This window comes from Streptomyces yamdrokensis, assembly GCF_053890455.1.
This window is the reverse complement of record NZ_CM132679.1, coordinates 6,018,287-6,040,614: the sequence shown is the minus strand read 5'-3', so window position 1 is coordinate 6,040,614 and position 22,328 is coordinate 6,018,287. Positions and strand designations below refer to the sequence as shown.

22 protein-coding genes and 1 pseudogene are annotated in these 22,328 nt (G+C 72.7%); 13 read left to right on the top strand and 10 right to left on the bottom strand.

The features are described 5' to 3' along the window. Positions 1 to 58: 58 nt before the first annotated feature. The 4 genes from ACWZEH_RS26870 to ACWZEH_RS26855 all read right to left on the bottom strand — a co-directional run bounded on the left by ACWZEH_RS26870 (position 59) and on the right by ACWZEH_RS26855 (position 4,206). A complete protein-coding gene (locus tag ACWZEH_RS26870; protein WP_456193657.1) occupies positions 59 to 625 on the bottom strand; it encodes a TetR/AcrR family transcriptional regulator in 567 nt (188 codons plus the stop codon). A 7-nt stretch (positions 626 to 632) separates the two neighbouring features. After that, a complete protein-coding gene (locus ACWZEH_RS26865) occupies positions 633 to 1,214 on the bottom strand; it encodes a sugar O-acetyltransferase (protein ID WP_456193656.1) in 582 nt (193 codons plus the stop codon). A gap of 69 nt (positions 1,215 to 1,283) precedes the next feature. Next, the gene (locus tag ACWZEH_RS26860; protein WP_456193655.1) at positions 1,284 to 2,525 is read right to left on the bottom strand and encodes an MFS transporter; all 1,242 of its coding nucleotides are present in this window, start codon (positions 2,523 to 2,525) and stop codon (positions 1,284 to 1,286) included. A gap of 124 nt (positions 2,526 to 2,649) precedes the next feature. Continuing rightward, a complete protein-coding gene (locus ACWZEH_RS26855; RefSeq protein WP_456193654.1) occupies positions 2,650 to 4,206 on the bottom strand; it encodes a pectate lyase family protein in 1,557 nt (518 codons plus the stop codon). A gap of 943 nt (positions 4,207 to 5,149) precedes the next feature. Here ACWZEH_RS26855 and modA point away from each other — a divergent pair. From modA to ACWZEH_RS26840, 3 genes are read left to right on the top strand one after another with little or no spacing between them, the layout of a single operon-like run. After that, complete coding sequence (gene modA, locus ACWZEH_RS26850; RefSeq protein ID WP_456193653.1) at positions 5,150 to 5,989, top strand: molybdate ABC transporter substrate-binding protein; 840 nt, start codon at positions 5,150 to 5,152, stop codon at positions 5,987 to 5,989. Continuing rightward, the gene (gene modB / locus ACWZEH_RS26845) at positions 5,989 to 6,861 is read left to right on the top strand and encodes a molybdate ABC transporter permease subunit (RefSeq protein ID WP_456199844.1); all 873 of its coding nucleotides are present in this window, start codon (positions 5,989 to 5,991) and stop codon (positions 6,859 to 6,861) included. Before modA ends, modB begins: the two co-directional genes overlap by 1 nt. Then, positions 6,858 to 7,964 carry an ABC transporter ATP-binding protein gene (locus ACWZEH_RS26840; RefSeq protein ID WP_456193652.1) on the top strand — a complete coding sequence of 369 codons (1,107 nt, stop codon included), beginning with the start codon at positions 6,858 to 6,860 and terminating at the stop codon, positions 7,962 to 7,964. Before modB ends, ACWZEH_RS26840 begins: the two co-directional genes overlap by 4 nt. Positions 7,965 to 7,986: 22 nt before the next feature. Here ACWZEH_RS26840 and ACWZEH_RS26835 read toward each other — a convergent pair whose 3' ends face one another. After that, positions 7,987 to 8,988: an AraC-like ligand-binding domain-containing protein gene (locus ACWZEH_RS26835; protein WP_456193651.1), complete on the bottom strand. Its 1,002-nt coding sequence runs from the start codon at positions 8,986 to 8,988 to the stop codon at positions 7,987 to 7,989. A gap of 375 nt (positions 8,989 to 9,363) precedes the next feature. On the opposite strand from ACWZEH_RS26835, the gene ACWZEH_RS26830 reads away from it, so the two are divergent. After that, a complete protein-coding gene (locus ACWZEH_RS26830) occupies positions 9,364 to 9,810 on the top strand; it encodes a peptidoglycan-binding domain-containing protein (protein WP_456193650.1) in 447 nt (148 codons plus the stop codon). A 152-nt stretch (positions 9,811 to 9,962) separates the two neighbouring features. Here ACWZEH_RS26830 and ACWZEH_RS26825 read toward each other — a convergent pair whose 3' ends face one another. After that, positions 9,963 to 10,172 carry a DUF397 domain-containing protein gene (locus ACWZEH_RS26825; RefSeq protein WP_456193649.1) on the bottom strand — a complete coding sequence of 70 codons (210 nt, stop codon included), beginning with the start codon at positions 10,170 to 10,172 and terminating at the stop codon, positions 9,963 to 9,965. Then, entirely contained in the window at positions 10,154 to 10,996 is an 843-nt protein-coding gene (locus tag ACWZEH_RS26820) for a helix-turn-helix domain-containing protein (RefSeq protein WP_456193648.1), read from the bottom strand. Before ACWZEH_RS26820 ends, ACWZEH_RS26825 begins: the two co-directional genes overlap by 19 nt. Before the next feature lie 262 nt (positions 10,997 to 11,258). Between ACWZEH_RS26820 and ACWZEH_RS26815 the strand changes: the two genes are divergently transcribed. The 4 genes from ACWZEH_RS26815 (at position 11,259) to ACWZEH_RS26800 (ending at position 13,330) form a co-directional block, all read left to right on the top strand. Beyond that, positions 11,259 to 11,507 carry a hypothetical protein gene (locus ACWZEH_RS26815; protein WP_456193647.1) on the top strand — a complete coding sequence of 83 codons (249 nt, stop codon included), beginning with the start codon at positions 11,259 to 11,261 and terminating at the stop codon, positions 11,505 to 11,507. Further along, positions 11,504 to 11,758, top strand: coding sequence for a hypothetical protein (locus tag ACWZEH_RS26810; RefSeq protein WP_456193646.1), 255 nt, complete (start codon positions 11,504 to 11,506; stop codon positions 11,756 to 11,758). The genes ACWZEH_RS26815 and ACWZEH_RS26810 overlap by 4 nt, the downstream gene beginning before the upstream one ends. Before the next feature lie 292 nt (positions 11,759 to 12,050). Continuing rightward, entirely contained in the window at positions 12,051 to 12,725 is a 675-nt protein-coding gene (locus tag ACWZEH_RS26805; RefSeq protein WP_456193645.1) for a helix-turn-helix domain-containing protein, read from the top strand. Positions 12,726 to 12,868: 143 nt separating this feature from the next. Then, the gene (locus tag ACWZEH_RS26800) at positions 12,869 to 13,330 is read left to right on the top strand and encodes a hypothetical protein (RefSeq protein WP_456193644.1); all 462 of its coding nucleotides are present in this window, start codon (positions 12,869 to 12,871) and stop codon (positions 13,328 to 13,330) included. 223 nt (positions 13,331 to 13,553) lie between these two features. On the opposite strand, the pseudogene ACWZEH_RS26795 reads toward ACWZEH_RS26800, so the two are convergent. Further along, positions 13,554 to 14,174, bottom strand: a pseudogene (locus ACWZEH_RS26795) (LacI family DNA-binding transcriptional regulator); the annotation flags it as partial. Positions 14,175 to 14,615: 441 nt separating this feature from the next. On the opposite strand from ACWZEH_RS26795, the gene ACWZEH_RS26790 reads away from it, so the two are divergent. The 4 genes from ACWZEH_RS26790 (at position 14,616) to ACWZEH_RS26775 (ending at position 18,533) form a co-directional block, all read left to right on the top strand. Further along, complete coding sequence (locus ACWZEH_RS26790; RefSeq protein ID WP_456193643.1) at positions 14,616 to 15,482, top strand: SDR family oxidoreductase; 867 nt, start codon at positions 14,616 to 14,618, stop codon at positions 15,480 to 15,482. 366 nt (positions 15,483 to 15,848) lie between these two features. After that, positions 15,849 to 17,498: a phytoene desaturase family protein gene (locus ACWZEH_RS26785; protein ID WP_456193642.1), complete on the top strand. Its 1,650-nt coding sequence runs from the start codon at positions 15,849 to 15,851 to the stop codon at positions 17,496 to 17,498. A 161-nt stretch (positions 17,499 to 17,659) separates the two neighbouring features. Beyond that, positions 17,660 to 18,037, top strand: a complete 378-nt coding sequence (locus ACWZEH_RS26780) for a DUF1330 domain-containing protein (protein ID WP_456193641.1) — start codon at positions 17,660 to 17,662, stop codon at positions 18,035 to 18,037. 331 nt (positions 18,038 to 18,368) lie between these two features. Continuing rightward, complete coding sequence (locus ACWZEH_RS26775; RefSeq protein ID WP_456193640.1) at positions 18,369 to 18,533, top strand: hypothetical protein; 165 nt, start codon at positions 18,369 to 18,371, stop codon at positions 18,531 to 18,533. Between the two features lie 12 nt (positions 18,534 to 18,545). On the opposite strand, the gene ACWZEH_RS26770 is transcribed toward ACWZEH_RS26775, so the two are convergent. Both ACWZEH_RS26770 and ACWZEH_RS26765 read right to left on the bottom strand, forming a co-directional pair. After that, positions 18,546 to 19,721 carry a spore photoproduct lyase family protein gene (locus tag ACWZEH_RS26770; RefSeq protein ID WP_456193639.1) on the bottom strand — a complete coding sequence of 392 codons (1,176 nt, stop codon included), beginning with the start codon at positions 19,719 to 19,721 and terminating at the stop codon, positions 18,546 to 18,548. Between the two features lie 163 nt (positions 19,722 to 19,884). Next, entirely contained in the window at positions 19,885 to 20,451 is a 567-nt protein-coding gene (locus ACWZEH_RS26765) for a TetR-like C-terminal domain-containing protein (RefSeq protein ID WP_456193638.1), read from the bottom strand. On the opposite strand from ACWZEH_RS26765, the gene ACWZEH_RS26760 reads away from it, so the two are divergent. Then, positions 20,450 to 21,982 (top strand): FAD-dependent oxidoreductase, encoded by a 1,533-nt coding sequence (locus tag ACWZEH_RS26760; RefSeq protein WP_456193637.1) that lies wholly within the window; start codon positions 20,450 to 20,452, stop codon positions 21,980 to 21,982. The genes ACWZEH_RS26765 and ACWZEH_RS26760 overlap by 2 nt on opposite strands. Positions 21,983 to 22,328: the final 346 nt, after the last annotated feature.

Sequence of the window (22,328 nt, the reverse complement as noted above, 5' to 3'; positions counted from 1 at the left end):
GTGGTGCCCGTGCGGCCCAGAGGTCGGGCCCGTGCCGCACGGGCGGCCGGTGGCCCGGTCAGGACTCCCGGGGCGGTGCGCCGCCGGGCGCCGTGATGCGGGCGATCGCCTCGAGGGTCAGGGCGCGGTCGTGGGGTTCCCGGGAGAGGGCGAGGTGGAGGGTCAGTCCCTCGATGAGGGCGTCGAGCTGGCGGGCGGTGTCCGGGTCGAAGTACTTCTCGAGGTGGACCCGGCTGCGGCGCATCCACTCGTGGGTGAGTTCCCGGTAGGCGGGCCGGCGGGCGGCGAGGGCGTACAGCTCCTGGGTGAGCACGAGGTCGCGCGTGCTGTCCTCGGACAGGGAGTGGATGAGGCCGGCCACGGCCTCGCGGGCCTCCTCGGGGCCGGACGGCGTCGCGAGATGGGTGTCGAAGATCGCGACCACATGGCCGGTGAACTCGCTGAACGCCTCCCTGAGCAGCTCGTCCATCCCGCTGAAGTGGTACGTCATCGATCCCAGCGGCACCCCGGCGCGCCGGGCGATCTTGCGGTGCGAGACCGCCGCGAGCCCCTCCTCGGCGATGAGGTCGAGGGTGGCGGTGATGATGCGTTCGCGGCGCCGCGGGTCGGTGTGTCCGGTGGCCACGGGAGCCTCAGACGCTGCGGACCGGGCGGGCGGGGCTGCCGACGGCGACCACGTTCGCCGGCACGTCCTTGGTGACGACCGCGCCGGCGCCGATCACGGAGTTGTCCCCGACTCTCACCCCGGCCAGGACGACGGCACCGCCGCCGATCCAGACGTTGTCGCCGATGGTGATCGGCTGCGCGGCCTCCAGTTTGTCGCGCCGGGGCCCGGGTTCCACGGGGTGTGTGGGGGTGAGGAGCTGGACGCCCGGGCCGATCTGGCAGTCCTCGCCGATGACGATGGCCGCGACGTCGAGCGCGGTCAGGTTGTAGTTGACGAAGGTGCGGGCCCCGATGGTGATGTTGCTGCCGTAGTCGACGTACAGGGGCGGGCGCACATGCACCTCCTCGCCGACGGCGCCGAGCAGTTCGGCGAGGACCGACTGCGCCGCGACGGCGTCCTCGACGAAGGCGGCCTGGAAGCGGGCGGCCAGGCGTACGGCCTCCTGCTGCCGGCGGGCGATCTCGGGGTCGTCGGCGATGTAGGGGTCGCCCGCCCGCATCCGTTCCAGGTTCGTACGGGGGTCCTGTGCGAAGTGGTCCGTCGCCATGGGGTGACGGTACACCTCGGAGCGTACGAACGTACACTCCGTGCACCCGGCCGATGCTGCGGCGCTCTTCTACCTTTCGCCGTCTGCCGGTCGGCGCTTCGGGGACCCCAGCACCCCGGCGAGGACGACCACGAGCGCGCCCGCGAGGGGCACCATCAGCAGGCCCAGGCGCAGGCCGGCCTCGTCGGCGACGAGGCCGACGACCGGCGGGGAGAGCAGGAAGCCGAGCCGCATCAGCCAGGAGACGATCGTCAGGCCCGATCCGGGCCTGAGGCCGGGCAGTTCGTCGGCCTCGTGCATCGCGGCGGGTACGAGGGTCGCCACGCCGAACCCGGCCGCGGCGAAGCCGAGGACGGTGCCGGGCACCGTGGGCACGGCCAGCGCCAGGCCCATGCCGGCCGCGGCGACGAAGCCTCCGGCGCGGGCGACGGCGCGCTGGCCGAACCGGTCGACGAGCCGGTCGCCGAGGACCCGGCCGATGAACTGGGCCCCGACCAGGGCGATGAAGCCGGACGCCGCCAGCGCCGCCGACGCGTTCAGCGAGTCCGAGAGGTAGAGAGCGGCCCAGGAGTTGCCCGCGTCCTCGACGAGGGTGCCGGCGGTGGCGATGAGGACGAGGGCGGCCAGTACGTACCGCGTGCGCGAGGCCGGGGCGGGGCGGCCTCCCCCGGTGCCCTCCTTCTCCCGGGAGTCTTCCCTCACCTCCGTCTCCTCGGCCGGCCCGGTGCCGGGCCCCGGCAGGCAGAACCGCAGGGCGACACAGGCGGCGACGCCGAGGACCAGGCCCGAGATCAGCAGGTGCGTCCCGAGCGGGAGACCGAGCGCGATGGCGCCGGCGGCCATGGCTCCGCCGGTGACGGCGCCGATGGACCAGACGGCGTGGAAGGAGTTGATGATGGAGCGCCCGTAGCGGCGCTGCACCCGCAGCCCGTGGGCGTTCTGCGCGACGTCGGTGAACGCGTCCATCGCGCCGGCCAGGAACAGCGCGATTGCGAACAGCACCACCGACTGCGCCAGTCCGGCGACGAGGATCCCGGCCGCGGTCAGCAGGGTGCTCGCCACCGCGGCCCGCGCCGAGCCCAGCCGGCGGACGACGACCCCCGCCCCCAGTCCGGCCACGACGGCCCCCGCCGGGAACGCGGCGACGGCCAGCCCGTAGGCGGCGTTGCCGATGCCGAGATCCGCCTTGATCTGCGGATAGCGCGGCAGCAGGTTCGCGAACAGGGCGCCGTTGGTGAAGAAGAGCACGGCAACGGCCGCACGGGCCTGCCGCTCGACCGGGCCCGGCCGGCGCAGTACGTCAGTGGTCATACGCCGGACCCTATCCGCAGAGCGTACGAACGTACACTCCTCTTTTCCGGCGGCACGGCCGACGCCCGGCTCCGGCCCCCCGGAAGGGAGCCGGAACCGGGCGCGTGAGGACTCCGGCGCGCTCCTAGCCGTTGTAGGTCTCGAACTCGGCGATCCGCGGGGTGCCGCTGGAGCCGGTGATCTCGAAGGTGACCTTGCGCAGCGAGGTCTGCGGGAAGGAGATGACACCCGCTCCGCTGCCGGAGGCCAGGACGGCTCCGGTGTCGTGGTTGAGGACCCTCCAGTTCCGGATGGCCCCCTCGGAGCCCGCCGCCTCCCGGATGTTGATCTTCGACACCGAGGTGGCGGACGACCACTTGACCGAGACGGAACCGGTCGAACCGCTCGGCGACCAGTAGCTGCCCGCGTTGCCGTCGATCACGTTGCCGTAGCTCGTCCCACTGGCCTTGCTGGAGCCGTCGGCACCGGCGCCGAGGCTGAGATTGGTCCCGGTGGGGGGATCGGTCGGGTCGGTGGGCGGGTCGGTGGGGTCGGTGGGCGGGTCGGTCGGGTCGGTCGGGCCCGGGTTCTGCGGGGTGCAGTTGCCGTTCGAGACCTGGTTGCCCTTGTTGGCGCCGGCCGTCCTGTTCACCACGTCCGGTACGCAGTTCGCGTTGTCGAGGCTGTGGGAGTAGGGGATGCCGACCGAGGTGTTGGACGTCGGGTTCGGACCGGCGGGCTGGTTGTCGCCGCTGCGGCTGGACCAGGTCACGTTGTCGAAGATGTTGCCGCTGACCTGCCAGTAGCCGGCCTCGCTGGTGTAGAAGGTGCCGAGGACGTCCTTGGAGTCCTCGAAGTAGTTGTTGTCCACCTTCGCGCGTGCTCCGGCCCGGGAGTTGATGCCGGACTCGTGCAGGTCGACGTAGTGGTTGTTGTAGATGTGCGAGATGCCGCCGCGCAGCAGCGGGGTACGGGAGTCGATGTTCTCGTACTTGTTGTGGTGGAAGGTGACGTAGCCGTTGGAGCGGTCGCTCTCGCTGGACCCGATGAGGCCCCCGCGGCCGGAGTTGCGCAGGATGCTGTACGAAAGGGTCACGTACTGGGTGTTGTTCTTCATGTCGAAGAGGCCGTCGTAGCCCTCCGACTCGCCGCCGGACGCCTCCAGCGTGGTGTGGTCGACCCAGACGTTGCGGACGCCGCTCTCCATGCCGATGGCGTCGCCGCCGTTGGAGGTGGGCGAGCCGGACTTCTTGACGTTCCGGACGGTCACGTTCTGGATGATGATGTTGCTGGACTCCCTGATGTGGATGCCCAGTTGGTCGAAGACGGCGCCGCTGCCGACACCGACGATCGAGACGTTGCTGATCTGCTTGAGCTCGATCACGCCGTCGGCGGTGTTGCAGCTGTTGCCCGACACCTTGCTGGTGTTGCCGTGGTTGATGGTCCCCTGGACCTCGATGATGATCGGGGTGCTGCTGCTGGCCCGGTTGCACAGGGCCGCGTGGATCGCGGTGCCCGTGGTGGCGCGCACCGTCTGCCCGCCGGCGCCGCCGGTGGTCCCGCCGTTCTGCGTGGCGTAGCCGGTGGCGCTGCCGGTCACGGCCGCCGACGCCGAGGACGTCGACACCACCAGCCCGGTCGCGGCCGCGAGGGCCGCCGTGGCCAGCGTCGCGCCGAGGCGCACTGCTGCTGATCTCTTCATCCGTGTCTCTCCCTGTTCGTCTGCACGTGCCGGGGGGCGGACTGCATGGATGGACCGGGGCGGCCGCGACGACCGGCTGTAATGGCATGGGCATGTCACATAGAGCACGGTCGGATCCGCCGGACACCTCTCCGGACGACTCCGGCCACACTCGGCCGTACTGTGATCACGCCCTGCCGGCGCCCTGGTCCTGCCCTGCTGCGGGTGCTGTTCTCCGAGGTGGTTCTTCGGCTCTTGCTCGGCTCTTGCTCGGCTTCGGTGCGACCGGACCGACCGCTGCCACGAGGGTCCGGCGGGCATGTCGGCCGGCGCCGGCCGCGGGATCACCGCGACCGTGCTCCCGCGCCGGACCTGTGGCGGCTCCTACGCGAAGTCACCGGCGAACGTGGCGACTTCACTCCACTGGTCCCGAACCGACAACCGGGGAAAGCGCTTTCTCACCGCGAGAATAGGGCGGTCCGGACCAGCCTGGCAAGGCTCTGGACGCCATGGGTGCGCTCTTTCGTATCTCATACACCAGACGCTGTTCATACTCATCCGAGGCCCGGGAGAACGGAGTTCGGAGGAAAACCCGTCCGGACCCCCATCCCGGGGCCCACCCCGGTTCCGAGCGGCGACGGTTCAGCACGCTGGAGTGACAGCACGCGCGGGCCGCCCTTCACGCAGCGCCGCAGCGGGCTCGATCAGGGCGAGGCCGACGACCGGACCGGCGATGCCGGCGGCGAGAGACCGACTCATGGACCACCACCTCCCGGATGAAGGCACCCAGGTAACAGACCAGGCAGATGCATATGCCAGCCTTCAGCTCCGTACGGATGGCCGGTGCAAGCCAGAAGAAGATTCTCGGCTCGCATCTGCGGCAGTATGATCGACGCACGCACGCACGGCCGCCCGATCGGTCCGCGAGAAGCAGTAGGCAGCAGTAGGCAGAGGGAGCAGCCCTGTGACGACCCGCCCCGCACACCGGACCCGTCCGTCCCGCTCGGGCCGCCGGACGCCGAGGACGCGGGCGGCCGGTGCCGTCGCGCTACTGGTTCTGGGGGCCTCGACCGCCTGTTCCCCGTCCTCCGACGACGGCTCCTCGTCGGGGCGCGGGGACACGCGCGTGTCGGGCACGGTGACCGTGTTCGCCGCCGCGTCCCTCACGGAGAGCTTCACGACGCTGGGCGAGCGGTTCGAGAAGGCGAACCCCGGTATCGAGGTCACGTTCAGCTTCGGCGGCAGCGACAGCCTCGCCGCCGGTATCACCGGCGGCGCCCCCGCCGACGTCTTCGCCTCCGCCAGCTCCGGGACGATGAAGATCGTCTCGGACGCGGGGGACGCCGCCGGCACCCCGGCCACCTTCGTCCGCAACCGGCTGGAGATCGCCACCCTGCCGGGCAACCCGGAGGGTGTTTCCTCGCTGAAGGACCTGACCGACGCGAAGCTGAAGGTCGTCCTGTGCGACAGGGAGGTGCCGTGCGGGGTCGCGGCGCGGACGGCACTGGACGCCGGCGGCCTGAAGCTCACCCCCGTGTCGTACGAGCAGGACGTCAAGAGCGCGTTGACGAAGGTCGCGCTGAAGGAGGCCGACGCCGCCCTCGTGTACAGGACCGACGTGCGCGCGGCGGGTGACAAGGTGGAGGGCGTGGACTTCCCCGAGGCCGCGGAGGCCGTCAACGACTACCCGATCACCCTGCTCGAGGACGCCCCGAACGCCGAGGCGGCCGAGGTGTTCGTCGCGTACGTGCGGTCCGACGAGGGTCAGCGGGTGCTGGCGGACGCCGGGTTCCTGACGTCGTGATCCCGGCGGACACCTCCGGCACGCGGGCCGGCACCCGTAAGGGCCTCCGGAAGAGCTCCGGTGGGCGGCGGCGCCGCGTGGGGGCGGTGGGCGGGCAGGGCGTACCACTGCCCCTGCTGCTGCCCGCGCTGCTCGCGCTGGCGTTCCTGCTCGTGCCGCTGCTCGCGCTGCTGGTCCGGGCCCCGTGGCAGAGCATGCCCGAGCAGCTGACCAGCCCCGCGGTGTGGCAGGCACTGCGGCTCTCCCTGGTGTGCGCCACCGCGGCGACGGCGGTGAGCCTGGTCCTCGGCGTACCGCTGGCCTGGCTGCTGGCCCGTACGGACTTCCCCGGCCGGGGCCTGGTCCGGGCGCTGGTGACGCTTCCGCTGGTGCTGCCGCCGGTGGTGGGCGGTGTCGCCCTGCTCATGGCGCTCGGCCGAGGCGGCATCGTCGGGCAGTGGCTGGACCAGTGGTTCGGCGTCAGCCTGCCGTTCACGACGGCCGGGGTGGTGGTCGCGGAGGCGTTCGTGGCGATGCCGTTCCTGGTCATCAGCGTCGAGGGCACGCTGCGGGCCGCCGACCGCCGGTACGAGGAGGCCGCGGCCACGCTGGGCGCGTCCCGCTTCACCGCGTTCCGGCGGGTCACGCTGCCGCTGATCGCGCCGGGCGTCGCGGCGGGCTCGGTGCTGGCCTGGGCGCGGGCGCTGGGCGAGTTCGGGGCGACGATCACCTTCGCCGGCAACTTTCCCGACCGGACCCAGACCATGCCCCTGGCCGTCTACCTCGCCCTGCAGAGCGACCCGGAGGCGGCCATCGCCCTCAGCCTGGTCCTGCTCGCCGTCTCGATCGCGGTGCTCGCCTGCCTGCGCGACCGCTGGCTGACCGCGTCATGACCGGCCCCGGGAAGCGCGAGCACCACGGCCCCGCCGGGGGCACCGCCGCACTCGGCAAGGGCCCCGACGGCCTCGACGCCCACCTCGTCGTCGACCACGGCGCCTTCCGCCTGGACATCGCGCTCACCGCCGCGCCGGGCGAGGTCGTCGCCCTGCTCGGCCCGAACGGCGCCGGCAAGAGCACGGCACTGCGCGCCCTGGCCGGCCTCACACCCCTCACCACCGGGCATCTCCGCCTGGACGGGAGGGAGCTGGACCGCCTGCCGCCCGAGTCCCGTCCCGTGGGCGTCGTCTTCCAGGACTACCTCCTCTTCCCCCACCTCACCGCCCTGGACAACGTGGCCTTCGGCCCCCGCTGCCAGGGCGCCACGAAGGCTCGGGCGCGGGCGACGGCCGCCGCCCTGCTGGACCGCATGGGCCTGGCGGACCACGCCGGCGACAGGCCCCGCCGCCTCTCCGGCGGCCAGGCCCAGCGCGTGGCCCTCGCCCGCGCCCTGGCCACCAGCCCCCGGCTGCTCCTCCTCGACGAGCCCCTCGCCGCCCTGGACGCCCGTACCCGCCTGGAGGTACGCGCCCAGCTCCGCCGCCATCTGGCCGCGTTCGAGGCCGTCGCCGTCCTGGTGACGCACGATCCGCTCGACGCGATGGTGCTGGCCGACCGCCTGGTGGTCGTGGAGCACGGCAGGGTCGTCCAGGAGGGGACGCCCCGGGACATCGCCCGTCACCCGCGCACCGACTACATCGCCCGGTTGGTCGGCCTGAACCTCTACACCGGCCGGGCCGAGGGCCACACCGTACGGCTGGACGGCGGCCCGGCGGTCACCACCACCGAGGACCTGACCGGCCAGGTCTTCGTCGCGTTCCCGCCCGGTGCCGTGACCCTCCACAGCGGCCGCCCCACCGGTTCCAGCGCGCGCAACCTGTGGCACTGCGAGGTGAGCGGAATGGAGACCCGCGGCGACCAGATCCGTGTGGACCTCACCGGCGAACTCCCCCTGGCCGCCGACCTCACCACGGTCGCCGCCGCCGAACTCGGCCTCCACCCGGGCGCGGACGTCTGGGCCACGGTCAAGGCGACCCAGACCCACGCCTACCCGGTCTGACCGGCGTCGGCGTCCGGGCCGGTCAGACCGAACGGCGGCGCCCTCTCTCGCCGGCTCGGTCAAAGGGGCGTGGGTGGTTCTGGTCGCGCCAGGTCCGGGGCGAGACGCCGTAGGCCTGTCTGAACACTTTGCTGAAGTGGGTCGCGTCCACGAAGCCCCAGCTCCGGCCCACTGCCGCGATGGTCCGCAGCCGGCCGTTCGGGCCGGCCAGCTCCCGTCTGCACTCGGCCAGGCGGTGCGAGCGGATCCAGTCGCCGAGGCTGATACCCGACCGGGCGAGCACCTTGTAGAGGTGACGGACCGAGACGCCGTGCACGGCGGCGATCCGCGCGGCCGAGAGGCCGGGATCGGCCAGGTGCGCCCGCATGTACTGGGTGATCCGCAGACTGAGCGTCGCCTCCAACGGCTCCCTGGCGAGGGTGGAGTCGCCGAGCTGGGAGGTCACGACGGCGCGGACGAGTTCGATGCTGGGCTCCACGACGGCGTCGGCGTGCGGGCCTCGGTGCATCTCCTCGTCGGCGGCCAGTCGGGAGAAGTACGTGAAGGCAAGACCGGCGAGGGGGTTGCCGGAGCCGAGGGGAACCGCGGCAACGTCTCGCAGCAACCGCTCGGGAAGCGAGAGGACCGCGCGGGGGAAACGGATGAAGTGGTGGCCGACTCCCTCCTCGAAAAGAAGCGTGTAGGGAGTGACTGTCTCGTAGAGAGCGAATTCTCCCGGTCTCAGCAGGCACTGACGGCCGTTCTGCACCACCAGGCTGGTGCCCGTCGTCTGAAGTCCGAGGAAGACCGCGGGTTCCTCGTCCCTCCGGGCCAGCCGCCGGGTTCGTTCGACGGTCACCGCGGTCGCCCGCGCCGAGCAGATCCTGATGGGCCCGACGGTGTTGAGCCCGATGCGAACCGAGAGGTCGTCGGCCGGAAGATGGTGATCGATGTCGACCGGCACGACGGATTCCCACACCGCGTTCCGGATTGTTTCCTCGCGTTCTTTCGGCGGCACGAACGCGGTGTCCAGGACCGGGCTCACAGGGCCGGCCTTCGTCCGCACCCGCCACGGAGCCGGACTGCCGACGCCTTCGTCCGTTTCCTCACAAGTCCCCCTCGGCAAGGACGGTTCCCGCGTCAGCATCGCAGCGTTCCGGCTCACCGCACAACGGTTTCGAGCGGCGTGGCGGAGGCCGTGCGGGGCCTCTGCCTGGCACAACACCGGTTCATGGGGGGGGCGCCACAGCGGGCTGCGAGCGCCGGACGCGGCCGTCGCCCGGCTCGGGTGCACCACTGACAAGGTTCCGTGCACGCATGGCAAAGTCCGAGCCCCACGAGCCTCCTAAGGTTTGCTGGCGGAAGCCGTCGCCCTGAGGGCGGCACCGAAATCACGAGAACCGACATCTGGAGTAGAAGAATGCTGAAGGTTCGAGGCAAGCGCTCCAAGTCCGCTGTCGCCACGGGTGTGTTCCTCGCCGGTCTCGTCAGCGGCGCCCTCGCCGGCGCTCCGTCCGCGACCGCAGCCGACTATCTCCCCTGCACCACCGGGAAATACCTGTACAACAAAGTGACGAACCCCACCTCCTACAAGTACGTCCCCTACGCCGGGACTTCCAACCACTGCTGGCTCAAGAGCGGAATGAGCAACACGGCAGTCCGTGCGCTTCAGAAGAACCTGAACAACTGCTACGGCAAGAACCTGGCGTTGGACGGCGTCTTCGGATCCCTCACCAAGTCGGCACTCGTCTCCGTCCAGAAGAAGGTGGGGGTGACCGCCGACGGCGAGTACGGCCCCAACACGCGGAACGCGATGGTGTGGGCGAACTACAGCATGGAAACCGGAGCGAAGATCAACTGCAACTGACCGGTGGATCAACAGCAAGCCGAGCGGTATCGCTTCAGCACCCCCCTCCACGGGGCGGCGAACGCGAGGCCCTGACGCCTTCCGCCGGAACCTGGACACGAACAGGCCGTGGCCTCCGCACGCACCACTCGCGGAGGCCACGGCCTGTCGGTTCAGCTGCCCAGTTGCCGCTCTCCGACGGCCGACACGAAGGAGGACCATCCACCGGCCCGGAACACCAGCACCGGGCCGTGCGGCACCTTGCTGTCCCGCACGGGGACGACGGCGGCGAAGTCGTCGGAAACCTCGACGCACTCGCCGCCATCGGAGTTGCTGTAAGAACTCTTACGCCAGCTCGCAATACTCAGGTCGACGCCTCGCACGGTACTTCCTCCAAGAAGGCCAGGACGAAACTCCGCGACTCGGCCGGGGCCAGCGCCAGGTCGCGCATCGCATCGTACGCACGCTGCAACCGCTCAACTGGCTCATCGGCTTCGATGAGTTCGCCACGGTGCGCGTTCTCCGTGTACGCAACGGTATGCCCACTCCGGAGCCGCAGGAACATCAGTGCGGTGCTGTCCAGGCCATGCATGCCGGCACTCAACGGCAGCACCTGCATCGTCACGTTCGGCCGCTCCGCCATGTCCGCCAGGTACTCCAACTGCTCTCGCCACTCGCCCACATCGCGCAACGGGGTGCGCAGCACCGCCTCCGACAGGATGGTCCGGAACGGAGGGGCCTTCTCGCCGTCCAGCAGTTCACGCCGTCCCATCCGGGCGTCGACCTGCTGGTCGAGTTCCCTGCCCCTGAGCCCACCCGCCGCCAGTACCTCCCGCGCGTAGCCCGGCGTCTGCAGCAGCCCCGGCAGCACGCTCACCGCGAAGTGCCACAGACTCACCGCCTCCGCCTCCAGGGCCATGTACCGGCGGTACCGCTCGCGGAACTGCGTGTGGTCCCCGGCTGCCAGTTCCCACAGGGCCAGGAGCAGGCCCGGGGTGCCGTAATGGGTGTCGAGGGCCTGGACGACCTCCGGGCTGCCGATCGTCTCGCCCTTCTCCATCTTGCCGAACAGGGACCAGTCCCAGCCCAGTCGTTCGCCGAGGGCCCGCAGGCTCGTCCCGCTCGCGGCCCTCAGCGTCCGCAGTTCCTCGGCGAAGCGCTGGCGGGGTTCCTGGCTGCGGCCGGTGATGGCGCGTCGTTGCGACATACCGCTCCCTCCGGGACGTGCTGGTGAACGATGTGGCCGTTCGGTCCGTGTGGACGGAGTGGAACCACCTCCGTGGACGGGGAACCACGGCCCCGTCCACGGTGTGGGCGCCCACACCTCGGCGCATCCTCGTAACGGCCGGACTACGCAGCGTAATCCATGCGGCGCAGTCGGGTCAGGAGATCGGCGAAACCTCACCGGTCACCGCACCGCAGGCACACGGCCCACCGCATACGGACCACCGCACACGGACGAGGAACCCATGCCCCGCACTTCCAAGACCCAGGAAGCCCTCGACGCCCGCGACACGCTCGCCGGCGCCCTCACACAGGCCGGAATCCAGCTCCCCGCGATGGACGTCCGTACCCCCTGGGCCGACGACCTCGCAGGCGGCGAGGCCCCGTACGCCCTGGTCCACCTCGGCGTGTGCTCGGCCCCGGTCGCCCTCGCACTCGCGGACGTGATCGCGAAGGGGGCTGCGGAGGGGATCACGAAGGGAGTCGCCGAGTGACGGAGAACGCCGACGTCGATGCCGATGTCACCCTCGACCGGCTCCCCGGCGCCGGCGCGGCCGTCCGCGACACCGCGCGTGGCCGCGTCGGACGGGTCATGGGACACGTCGGTCCGTACGTCCGGCTCCGCCCGCTCGCCGGGGGCCGCGAGTGGGACGCCGACCCCGCCCACCTCCACCGCCTCACCCCCTCCGAGTTGCTCAGCGCCCTGGTCGGCGAGGCGAACGCCCGCAGCAGGCGGCCCCGGTGACGGCGCTCCGCTCTCCCGCAGGACCCGTCGCAGACCGTCCTCGGCGGAGGCGCCCCGGGGCCGGGCCGCCGCGTACTCCTCGTCGCCCGGGGCCGCGCGCACCCGGCCTTCGGTGGTGACATGGGTGTCGTGGAAGGGGCGCAGGCCGGAGGTCTCCACATGTGTGCGGGACGACACGGCGGAATGGTTTCGCTCGGCACGGCGGTCCGGGGAACATGGCCGCGGACACCGAGGGCCGGGGCCGCGCCGTTGTCGGGGGACGCGACCGGGCCATGCCATCCGGGGGGATGCCATGAACACAGCCGTACACACACGAACGACGGGCAGGGGACGCGGGGTGCTGGAGGGGGCGTTCGCGCTGCTCGAAGCCCTGCGGCAGTACGGCGACGAGGCAGGAGTGACCGAACTGGCGGTCGCTTGCGGAGTGCCCAAGAGCACGGCCCACCGGCTGCTGGAGCAGTTGGTGGCCCTGGGGGCCGTGGAGCGCCGTGGCCTGCGCTACCGGCTGGGCGCGCAGCTCTACCGGCTCGGCCAGGCGTGGCAGCCGCACCCGGGGTTGCGCATGGCGGGGCGCCTGCCGCTGCACCGGCTGAGGGCCGCCACCGGAGGCAGTGTGGTGCTGGCGGTGATGCGCGAGGAACGGGCCCTGACGGTCTGTTCGGTGCCCGGCCGGGTGGAGCCACTCGTGCCGGTCCGTAACGGCGAGGCGTTCTCGCTGGACACGGCGTTGGGCAAGGCGCTGCGGGGCCCGGTGCGCAGCGGCGCCGTACTGGACCGGGAGGATGTGATGGCCGGGGTCTGCTGCGCCGCGCTGCCGGTGCGGGCCCCGGCGGGGGCCGTGGTGGGGGCGGTGGCCGCGATGGTCGAGGCCGGTCAGCGGCTGGAGATGGTGGCGGGCCGGGTCGCCGAAGCGGCCGCCGCCGTCACCCGTGCACTGGGCCGGTCCGGGATCGAGGTGCGTCCGTGAGGGCGTGTCCGGCCGCGTTCCGCTCAGCGGAACGCGCGTAGATACGAGGCGGTGGCGGCGGGCAGGGTGGACGCGTACCGGGGGACGGTACGGGCCTCGCAGGACGACGCGGGGCCACCCACTCATCCAAGGGGGAACCAACCATGCGTGGAATCGCTCGAGTGGCCACGGCCGCTCTGTTCTCACTGGGCAGCGTCGCCGGATTCGCCGGGACGGCCCAGGCCGAGCCGATCGACTACGTCCGCGTCGAACTGCTGGAGCTGACCTGTCACCAGCAGAGCGAGGGCGATCACGACGAGGCCTACCTGAAGATCACCGACGCCAACGGCAACGCCGTCAAGGTGTGGCCGGGAAGCCTCAAGTACCAGACGATGGGCCCGGGTTACGTCCGGTCGATGACCGACGGCAACGGCAAGGCGGCCCTCGTCCTCGGCAAGCAGCAGGCGCGCACCATGACGCTGTGGGACTACGACACGACGAGCGGCGACGACAAGCTGGGGTCGACGCTCGCGACGGGCAGTGAGGCGGGTGCCGAGATCCAGTACCGCTCGCTCGAGGGGTCCGGCGGCGTCTACACCATCGCCTACCGGGTCATCGACATCTGACGGTCTCGGCGCCCTCGCGTCGACGGCCCGCCGGGCGGGTGCTCCCCACCCGCCCGGCGACGAACCGAACGCCCCGTCGGCGCGATCACCGGATGGGGCGTGCCTCCGCCGGTCGGGGCACGGCACGCACGGAACGAAAAGGCTCGGCACCGCACATCCGGCTCCGTCGGCCGGATGTGCGGTGCCGAGCCCTACGGCGTAGCGCCGCCGCGGAGGAGCGCCCCTACGCCCGGGGCGGCGCCGTCGACCGGCGCGGCACCAGGGAGGGTGCCGCCACGGGCCGGAAGCGGACCTCACGGCCGGCGATCACGTCGAACAGCACCTGCGTGACCTCCGCCCCGAATCCGTGCACGTCGTGGCTCATCGCGGACAGGGTCGGATGCGTCAGACGGCACAACTGGGAGTCGTCCCAGGCCGGCAGCGACAGGTCGTCGGGCACCGGGACACCCATCTCCGCGGCCACGCCCGGCCCGGCGACGGCCGTGATGTCGTTGTGGTGGACGATCGCGGTGGGACGCTCGGGGGTCAGCAGCAGCGAACGGGGGGTCCGTGCGCCCTCCTCCCCCGAGAACCCCGTCTCGACGTGCCGGCCGCCGTCCAGGCCGAGTTCCGTGAGCGTCCGGTCGAACGCCTCCGCCCGGACGGCGCCGTGTCCGAGTCCGGCGGGCCCGCCCACCCGGGCGATGCGGCGGTGGCCGAGCGCGGCGAGACAGCGCACGGCCTCGGCCACGGCGGGGGCGTCGTCGGTCCTCACCGGCGGGAAGCCGCCGGTGAGGTCCGGGTGCCCGACGGCCACGGCGGGCGGACCGAGCTTCCGGAGCGGACCGATCCGCGGATCCCTGCGCCGGACCCGCCTGAAGGAACTGACGGCCCGCCGCGCCGCCCACACCCACGTCCTGGCCCACGCGGCCGGACCGGGCCGGGCCCCCTTCCACGCCTGGGCCTCCCTGTCCCCCGGCCGGACCCCGGTCACGGACACGACGGCGACGGACGCCGGTGTGGCCGCCTTCAGGCAACGCGGCACACGGGTGGTCCCGGCCGGTCCGGTGGAGGAGCACCCGCCCGGTGCCCGGCGCACATCCCCGGATCTGCCCTGGCCGGTTTCACCGGGCTCGAGGTTTCCCGAGATGCGGGGAGGGCCGGCGGCTGGCCTGATGGGTCTCATGAGAAGAGTCCGTGGACTGCCGCCGGCCGGCCGGGCGCACCGGACGGGCCTCGCGGGCACGCGTCCGTCGGCCGCGCCCCGGCTTTTCCTTCACGCGTCTCATCCACCGAGGAGAAACCCGTGACCGGCCGTCCGTACGTTCTCCGAGGCCGCGTCGCCGTGGTGACGGGCGCAGCACGGGGTATCGGCGCGGCGGTCGCCGGACGACTGGCCCGCAGAGGGGCGAAAGTCGCTCTGCTCGGCCTGGAAGCGGAGGGCCTCGCCCGGGTGGCCGGGTCCCTGCCGGCCGGCGCGCGTCACTGGGAGGTCGACGTCACCGACGACGACGCCATGGCGCGGGTCGCCGCAGAGGTCCGCGACCGGCTCGGCCCGCCGTCCGTCGTCGTCGCCAACGCGGGCCTCGCGGAAGGGGGCCCCTTCGTCGGGTCCGACCCCGCCACCTGGCGTCGTGTGGTCGAGGTCAACCTCGTCGGGAGTGCCGTCACGGCCCGCACCTTCCTGCCCGACCTGCTCGACAACCACGGGTACTACCTCCAGATCGCCTCCCTCGCGTCCATCGGCGCCGCTCCGATGATGAGCGCGTACTGCGCCTCCAAGGCGGGCGTGGAGTCCTTCGCGCACTCCCTGCGCGCCGAAGTGGCTCCCCGCAAAGTGGCCGTGGGCATCGCCTACCTGAACTGGATCGACACCGACATGATCCGCGACGCCGACGAGCATGCCGTCCTGCGCGAACTGCGGGCGCACATGCCCCGCCCGGCGCGCAAGGTCTACCCCGCCGCGGACGTGGCCGCTCTCCTGACCGCCTGCGTCGAGAGACGCTCGGCCACCGTGTACGTCCCCGCGTGGCTGCGCGGCGTCCAGGTGGTGCGGGCGGGACTGCCCGGTCTTGTCGGCCTCTGGTCCCGGCACACGGTGCTCGGCACCGAGTTCTCCGCCACCGGTCTCCTGGGGGCCGGCGGCCGGGCGAAGGGCGCCGGCGGTGCGTGACGCCCCCTCCGGCCCTCCGGCCTTCCGCCCCTCCCAGGGGGCGCCGAAGGCAGGCCGACGGGTTCCGGTCCTGCGCGCGCGCATCCGATGCCTTCCCCGCCGTGCCACAGCCTCCCACCCGGGTACCCGGTCCGACGGCAGGCGGCGGATCCCCCGGACGCCTGCCCGAGCGAAGGGCCAAAGGCGGACCTCGGCGGGCCGGCGCGCACGGCCGGACGTCGGGCCGAAGGGTCCGTGGCCGTACGGCACCGGCCGCCCGGACGCCCGCCGCGGGCGTTTGGGCGGTACTCGCCGACGGCCGGCCCCGGCCACAACCCCGCGGTACGTCCCACACCGGTGCGCCGCCGCGACGAACAGGAGGCAGCGATGCCGGACGCGGTGGTCATCGGAGCCGGGCCCAACGGTCTCGTCGCGGCGAATCTCCTCACCGACGCCGGATGGAACGTGGAGGTCCTGGAGGAGCAGCCGGAGCCCGGCGGCGCCGTCCGCAGCGACCGCGGCGTACACCCCGATTACGTCAGTGACGTGTTCAGCGCCTTCTATCCTCTCGCCGCCGCCTCCCCGGTTCTGGCGGACCTGCGGCTCCAGGAGGAGGGGCTGAGCTGGAGCAACGCCGCCCGTGTCCTGGCGCATCCCCTGCCGGACGGCCGGTGCGCGGTCCTGGAACGCCGGAGCGAGGAGACGGCCGCGGGTCTGGACGCGTTCGCCGCGGGCGACGGGGCGGCCTGGCTGGCCCTGTGCGAGACCTGGAACCGCATGGGCCCCGACCTTCTCGGCGCGCTCTTCACCCCCTTCCCGCCGGTCCGGTCCGCGGCGCGTCTCGCCGTGAGGCTCCGGGCCTCCGGTGGCCTGCGCCTGGCCAGGACCCTGCTGCTGCCCGCTCGGCGGCTGGGGGAGGAGGAGTTCCGCGGTGAGGCGGGCAGGCTGCTGATCGCGGGCAACGCGCTGCACGCGGACCTGGCACCCGAATCGGCGGTCAGCGGCGGCTTCGGCTGGCTGATGTCCATGCTCGGCCAGACCTACGGTTTCCCCGTCCCGGTCGGCGGGTCCAGTGCGCTCACGGCGTCCCTGGTCCGGCGGCTGGAGGGGCGCGGCGGCGTGGTCCGCTGCGGCGAGCGGGTGAGCGAGGTCGTGGTGCGGGGCGGCCGTGCCGTCGGCGTCCGCACGGCGGGGGGCGAGTCCGTACCGGCGTCCCGTGCCGTGCTCGCCGACGTCTCCGCGCCCGCGCTGTACGGCGGACTGGTCGACGCCCGGCACCTGCCCGGCCGGCTGCTGAGTGACCTCGTCCGGTTCCAGTGGGACTTCGCCACCTTCAAGGTCGACTGGGCACTCGGCGGGCCCGTGCCCTGGACCGCGCCGGAGGCCTCGACGGCGGGCACGGTCCATCTGGCCGACGGCGTCGACGGCCTCACCCGCTTCGCCGCGCAGATCGCGACCGGCCGCGTACCCGACCGTCCCTTCCTCCTCTTCGGGCAGATGACCACGGCCGACGGCACACGCTCCCCGGCCGGCACCGAATCGGCGTGGGCGTACACCCATGTGCCGCACCGGATCAGGGGCGACGCGGGCGAGGACGGCCTGACCGGTGCGTGGGACCGGCGGGAACAGGAGGCCATGGCCGACCGCGTGGAGAGCGAGGTCGAGCGCTGGGCGCCGGGATTCCGCTCCCGCATCAGGTCCCGCCGCCTTCTCCCGCCGCCCGCGCTCCAGGCCCTCGACGCGAACCTGCACGGCGGTGCGATCAACAACGGCACCACCGCGATGCACCAGCAGCTGGTGTTCCGCCCCACCCCCGGAACCGGCCGGCCGGAGACGCCGGTGAAAGGGCTCTACCTCGCCTCGGCGGCCGCTCACCCCGGCGGCGGCGTCCACGGGGCCCCCGGCGCCAACGCGGCCCGCGCCGCGCTGCGCGGCCGGACCCGGGCCGCCCTGCTCGGCCACGCACGCGGCGTCCTGGACCGACGGGGCAGGGAGGGCAGCCGCGGCGGGGGCGGCCCCGAACCCCGAAACCCCTGACACGCCGCCCTGCGCCCGTGTCACCGGCGAGGTCCACACGGAGCCCGGGAACTCATACCGACCAGGTGGTATGCATACCGGGTCATGACCCCTTAGCCTTCTGCTGTCCGTCCGGCACGCACCGGCCGCCCCTGCCCCTCCACGACGACGAGGAGACCTCCATGGCCGTCGATCCCTCCGGACCCGCGCTCGCGGAACTCCTCGCACAGGCCCCGGGCGAGCCCGTCGTGATGCTCAACCTGCTCCGGTTCGCCCCTGACGGCCGCGCACCGTACGAGGAGTACTCACGCCGGGCAGCCGAGTTCCTGAAGCGGTACGGGGGCGAACTGCTCTACGCCGGCGACGGTCGCACACCCCTGGTCGCCGAGCAGGGACAGGCGTGGGACGCCGTGCTGCTCGTCCGCTACCCCAGCAGGGAGGCGTTCAGCCGTATGGTCGCCGACCCCGAGTACCAGAAGATCACCGCCCTGCGGACCCGGGCCCTCACCGAGGCCGTACTGCAGCCGACCGTCCCGTGGACCGGCCGCCGCGGCGGCTGACCGCCCGATTCCACGATGTCGCCGTCCCGATGCCGCCGTCCGCGGCGGACGAAGCACACCGGTTCGGTGAGCACGGCGGCAGCGGACTTCGTGCGCGGGGCCGTTGAAGCAGGTTCCGGTGGTGCGGGAGAGGAACGCCATCGCATCGACGATTCGGTCTTCGAGTCGCCGCCGCCGCACTGTCGCTCGCTCCGCTCCTCGTCCGCCTGCACGTACCCGCGAAGGAAGTCCAAAGGCACCGGCTCGCCGATTGCATGGGCAGGGGCCATTTGGGGCCGGCCTTCCCGACGGGCCCGCGCTACGGCCCGCCCCGCAGGCCCTGCTCGACCGTGTGCGGTCGGCCGTCGACGCCCTCGCCACGTCGGGCGGGCGGGGGCCCCGGGGCGACGCCACCGCCGCACTCGGCCTCCGGCTGACGGAGGTCGCGGTCACCGACGGGGGGCTGCGGGCAGGTCCCACCGGCGGCAGGGCCGAGCCCACCCGTCCGGACCGCTGAACGGCCGCACGCTCAGAAGGCGTACCTGACGCGCAGCCACGGTGCGTGCGTGGCCAGCAGGTGCTGGATCCGGGTCAGTGCGTGCTGCTTGGTCTCCCGGGCGTAGCGGACGTTGAGGTCGCCGTTCTGCGAGCGCTTGGTCTCCTGGGCGGCCGGCTGCCACAGCACCTCCTCGGCGCGGGGGTGCCAGCCCAGGTTGACCTCGTGCAGCGACCGGTTGTGGGTGAGCAGGATGATCTCGGCCGCGGCCTGCTCCTTCACACGGGCGGGGAGGACGTCGTCGAGGTGGGTGAGCAGGTCGGCCCAGTCCCGCTGCCAGCCCGCGCGCAGGACGACGGGCGAGAGGTTGAAGTGGACCTCGTAGCCGGCGTCGAGGAAGTCGGCGGCTGCGGCGATCCGCTCGGCGATCGGGCTGGTACGGAGGTCCAGCAGCCGGGAGTCCTCGGCCGGCATGAGGGAGAAGCGCACCCGGGTACGCCCCCGGGGGTCGAGCGCGAGCAGGTCGGGATTGACGAACTTCGTCGCGAAGGAGGCCTTCGCCGTCGGCAGGCCGCGGAACGCGGCGATGAGATCTGCCGTGTTGTCGCAGATCAGGGCGTCGACGGAGCAGTCCCCGTTCTCGCCGATGTCGTAGACCCACGCCTGGGGGTCGCACTGGTTGGGTTCCGTCTTGGGGCCCTGGGCCCGTACGTGGCGCCGGACGTGCTCCACGATCGCCTCGATGTTGGTGAACAGGGTGATGGGGTTGGCGTAGCCCTTGCGGCGGGGGACGTAGCAGTAGGCGCAGGCCATCGCGCAGCCGTTGGAGGGCCCCGGGGCGATCCAGTCGGCCGACCTGCCGTTGGGCCGCGTCGCAAGTGTGTGCTTGACCCCGAGGACGAGCGTCTCGGTCTTGGTGCGGACCCACCGGGTGATGTTGCCGTCGTTGCCGTGGAGGGAGGGGATTCGCCAGTGGCCGGCGACCTCGGTCACCCGCACTCCCGGCAGCCGGGCCATGATCTGCTGGCCGCGCGGGGAGTCGAGGGCCGCCGGCTCGGCGTAGACCTCCCGTACGTCGAGCAGCCGACGTGCCTGCGGGCTGTCCCGGAACGCCTGGCGCGGGGCCTGCGCCGGCGTGGTGTCCGACCACCCGAAAAGCGCCTGCTGCTCCGGCTCTTCCGGGGCGGGTCCTGCCGCCGGCTGATCCACGTGCTGTTCCTTTCCGCGTGCGGTGACCACGGCCGGGCCGTGGCCGCCGCGGGGGCGCGTCGTCGCGGCGAGGAGTCCTGGGGCCTGTCCGTCCGACGCGGTGTGGTTCGGTGTGCGGCGCGACGCCGTCCTTCACGGATGGAAGCGCACGACCGTGTGGGCCTTATTCCGCACACGCCACGTTTGACGGCTTTTGCCGGGACCCTTCACCCCGCCGTGCCCGGGGACCGTCGCCCTGCCCGTCCGTGAAGTGCGCGAGCGTGGTGACGACCCGTTCGGCGATGTCCGGCGGCCACGGGAAGGAGGGGGCGACCGCTCGCTGGTGGGCCAGTCCGTGCAGGCCGAGCCACAGGGCGACCGCGTCGGCAAAGACGTCGGTGCTGGTCGCGCGGCCGGCGGCGACGCAGTCCTCGAGGGCTTCGGCGAACCGCCGCAGGCTCGCCCGGCCGGGCCCGACCATGTCCTCCTCGGTCACGGAACCTTCGTTCGGATCGGGCGTCCAGAGCCCTCCGAACATCGCGCGGTGGCGCCCGGCGCGGCCCGCGTGCACGCCGTGCGCCCAGCGCGTCGCTGCCGAGCCGGACGACGTTCCCTCCCGGCCGGCCGGGTGAACGACGCGGGCCGCGGGCGTGGAGGGTGACACCGGACCGGTGCTCGGTTCGGGGCCGCTCAGGGGAAGGATCGGCTCGCCACGCCTCCTTTCGGCCGCTGCGGGAACACGTTGGTCCATGACGACGCGATCTGAGCTACCCGGCATGGCCGAGTCGTACTGGATGGACACGGCGCCCGGCGCCCGGTGGCCGGCACTGGACACCGACGCGACCGCGGATGTCGCCGTGATCGGGGCGGGAATGGCAGGCCTGAGTACCGCCTGGGAACTGACCCGGGCCGGACGGAACGTGGTCGTGCTGGAGGCGGACCGCGTTGCCGCCGGGGTGACCGGCCATACGACGGCGAAGCTCACCGCGGCTCACTCGCTCGTGTACGAGCGGCTGCGCCGCACGCGCGGGCGGGAGGGCGCACGCCAGTACGCCCGCTCCCAGCAGGCAGCGGTGGAACGGGTCGCCTCGGTGGCGGCGGAACTGGGTGTCGACTGCGACCTCGAGCGGGCGTCGGCGCTGACCTTCACCACCGACCCGCGGGAACGTTCCTCGTTCGAGGCCGAGGCCGAGGCCGCCGCGGAAGCGGGGCTGGACGCCCGCCTCGTGACGGACACGGACCTGCCCTTCCCCGTGGCCGCAGCCGTGCGGGTGGCGGACCAGGCGCAGTTCCACCCGCGCAAGTACCTTCTGGCCCTCGCGGACGACATCACCGCACGAGGCGGTGTCATCCACGAGCGGACCCGGGTGACCGGCCTTTCCGAGGGCGGCCCGTGCAGGCTGACGACGGAGCGGGGCACGACCGTCACGGCCGAGGACGTCGTCGTCGCCACGCACTACCCGGTCTTCGACCGGGCGCTGCACTTCGCGCGCCTGTCACCGCACCGCGAACTGGTCGTCGCCGCACCCCTGTCCGCCTCCGAGGCGCCGAAGCACATGTACATCACGGACGACATGGGCAAGCGGTCCGTGCGTACCGCTCCGCTCGACGACGGCCGGCGGCTGCTCATCGTCACGGGCGAGAGTTTCACGCCCGGCACGGGGGACGGCCACGAGCGCTTCCTGCGGCTGGACGCCTGGATGCACGAGCACTTCGCGGTCGGCGACACGGCTTACCGGTGGGCCGCCCAGGACAACGACGTGAGCGACGGCGTGCCCCTGGTCGGCCCCTTCCATCCGGGCGCACGCCATGTGTACGTGGCGACCGGATTCGGCGGCTGGGGCATGAGCGGGGGCGCCATGGCCGGACAGCTGCTGGCGTCCACGCTCACCGGCGCGCAGCCCGAGTGGGCGGGGCTGTACGACCCGCGCCGTCTGTGGAGCACCGTCCGGGAGGGCGCGACCCTGCTGAAACAGCAGGCGGAGGTCGCCCGGCACTTCGTGGGTGACCGTCTGAAAACCACCCACGTCGACTCCGTCGCCGAGATCACCCCCGGTTCGGGTGCGATCGTCCGGGTCGCAGGGCGCCGCTGCGCCGTCTACCGCGACGAGGGCGGAGCCACCCACGCCGTGTCGGCGCGCTGCACACACCTCGGCTGCCTGGTCGCCTTCAACGAGGCGGAGACCTCCTGGGAGTGCCCCTGCCACGGTTCGCGGTTCGGCGTCGACGGCGAAGTGCTCCAGGGCCCGGCCGTGCGCCCACTGCCTCCACGCACGGTCTGAGCACGGTCCGAGCACGGTCACCGGCCCGGCGTCCGGGGTGCCGGTGACCGTCGCCCGGCGTGATGCGCGGGTGGGCCGGGCCCCGATCGCCCGCTCGGCGCCCGGCCGGTCGGCGTCCGCGTCCGCACCGACAGGCGGATGGTGCCGAGGGCGGCGCCGGCGGCATCGGGAACGGGCATCCCCGCGCCGGCACCGGTCCGCGGGTGGTCCACCACGGCCCGGTCGAGCGGTTCGCCGGGGAGGGCCGCGGGGATTCCCGCAGGCAGGGCGCGAGTATCCCGGCGCGGACCCGGCCGGGGCGGCGCGAGCCTCTCCAGAGCTCCCGCCACCCCTTCCACCGTGTTTC

Excerpts from the sequence above, each read along its gene's own strand:
- ACWZEH_RS26820 (WP_456193648.1), bottom strand. The coding sequence starts at position 10,996 with ATGTCGCAACGACGCGCCATCACCGGCCGCAGCCAGGAACCCCGCCAG.
- ACWZEH_RS26805 (WP_456193645.1), top strand. The coding sequence starts at position 12,051 with ATGAACACAGCCGTACACACACGAACGACGGGCAGGGGACGCGGGGTG.
- ACWZEH_RS26815 (WP_456193647.1), top strand. The coding sequence starts at position 11,259 with ATGCCCCGCACTTCCAAGACCCAGGAAGCCCTCGACGCCCGCGACACG.
- ACWZEH_RS26760 (WP_456193637.1), top strand. The coding sequence starts at position 20,450 with ATGACGACGCGATCTGAGCTACCCGGCATGGCCGAGTCGTACTGGATG.
- ACWZEH_RS26765 (WP_456193638.1), bottom strand. The coding sequence starts at position 20,451 with ATGGACCAACGTGTTCCCGCAGCGGCCGAAAGGAGGCGTGGCGAGCCG.
- ACWZEH_RS26800 (WP_456193644.1), top strand. The coding sequence starts at position 12,869 with ATGCGTGGAATCGCTCGAGTGGCCACGGCCGCTCTGTTCTCACTGGGC.
- ACWZEH_RS26865 (WP_456193656.1), bottom strand. The coding sequence starts at position 1,214 with ATGGCGACGGACCACTTCGCACAGGACCCCCGTACGAACCTGGAACGG.
- ACWZEH_RS26785 (WP_456193642.1), top strand. The coding sequence starts at position 15,849 with ATGCCGGACGCGGTGGTCATCGGAGCCGGGCCCAACGGTCTCGTCGCG.
- ACWZEH_RS26840 (WP_456193652.1), top strand. The coding sequence starts at position 6,858 with ATGACCGGCCCCGGGAAGCGCGAGCACCACGGCCCCGCCGGGGGCACC.
- ACWZEH_RS26855 (WP_456193654.1), bottom strand. The coding sequence starts at position 4,206 with ATGAAGAGATCAGCAGCAGTGCGCCTCGGCGCGACGCTGGCCACGGCG.
- ACWZEH_RS26780 (WP_456193641.1), top strand. The coding sequence starts at position 17,660 with ATGGCCGTCGATCCCTCCGGACCCGCGCTCGCGGAACTCCTCGCACAG.
- ACWZEH_RS26860 (WP_456193655.1), bottom strand. The coding sequence starts at position 2,525 with ATGACCACTGACGTACTGCGCCGGCCGGGCCCGGTCGAGCGGCAGGCC.
- ACWZEH_RS26830 (WP_456193650.1), top strand. The coding sequence starts at position 9,364 with ATGCTGAAGGTTCGAGGCAAGCGCTCCAAGTCCGCTGTCGCCACGGGT.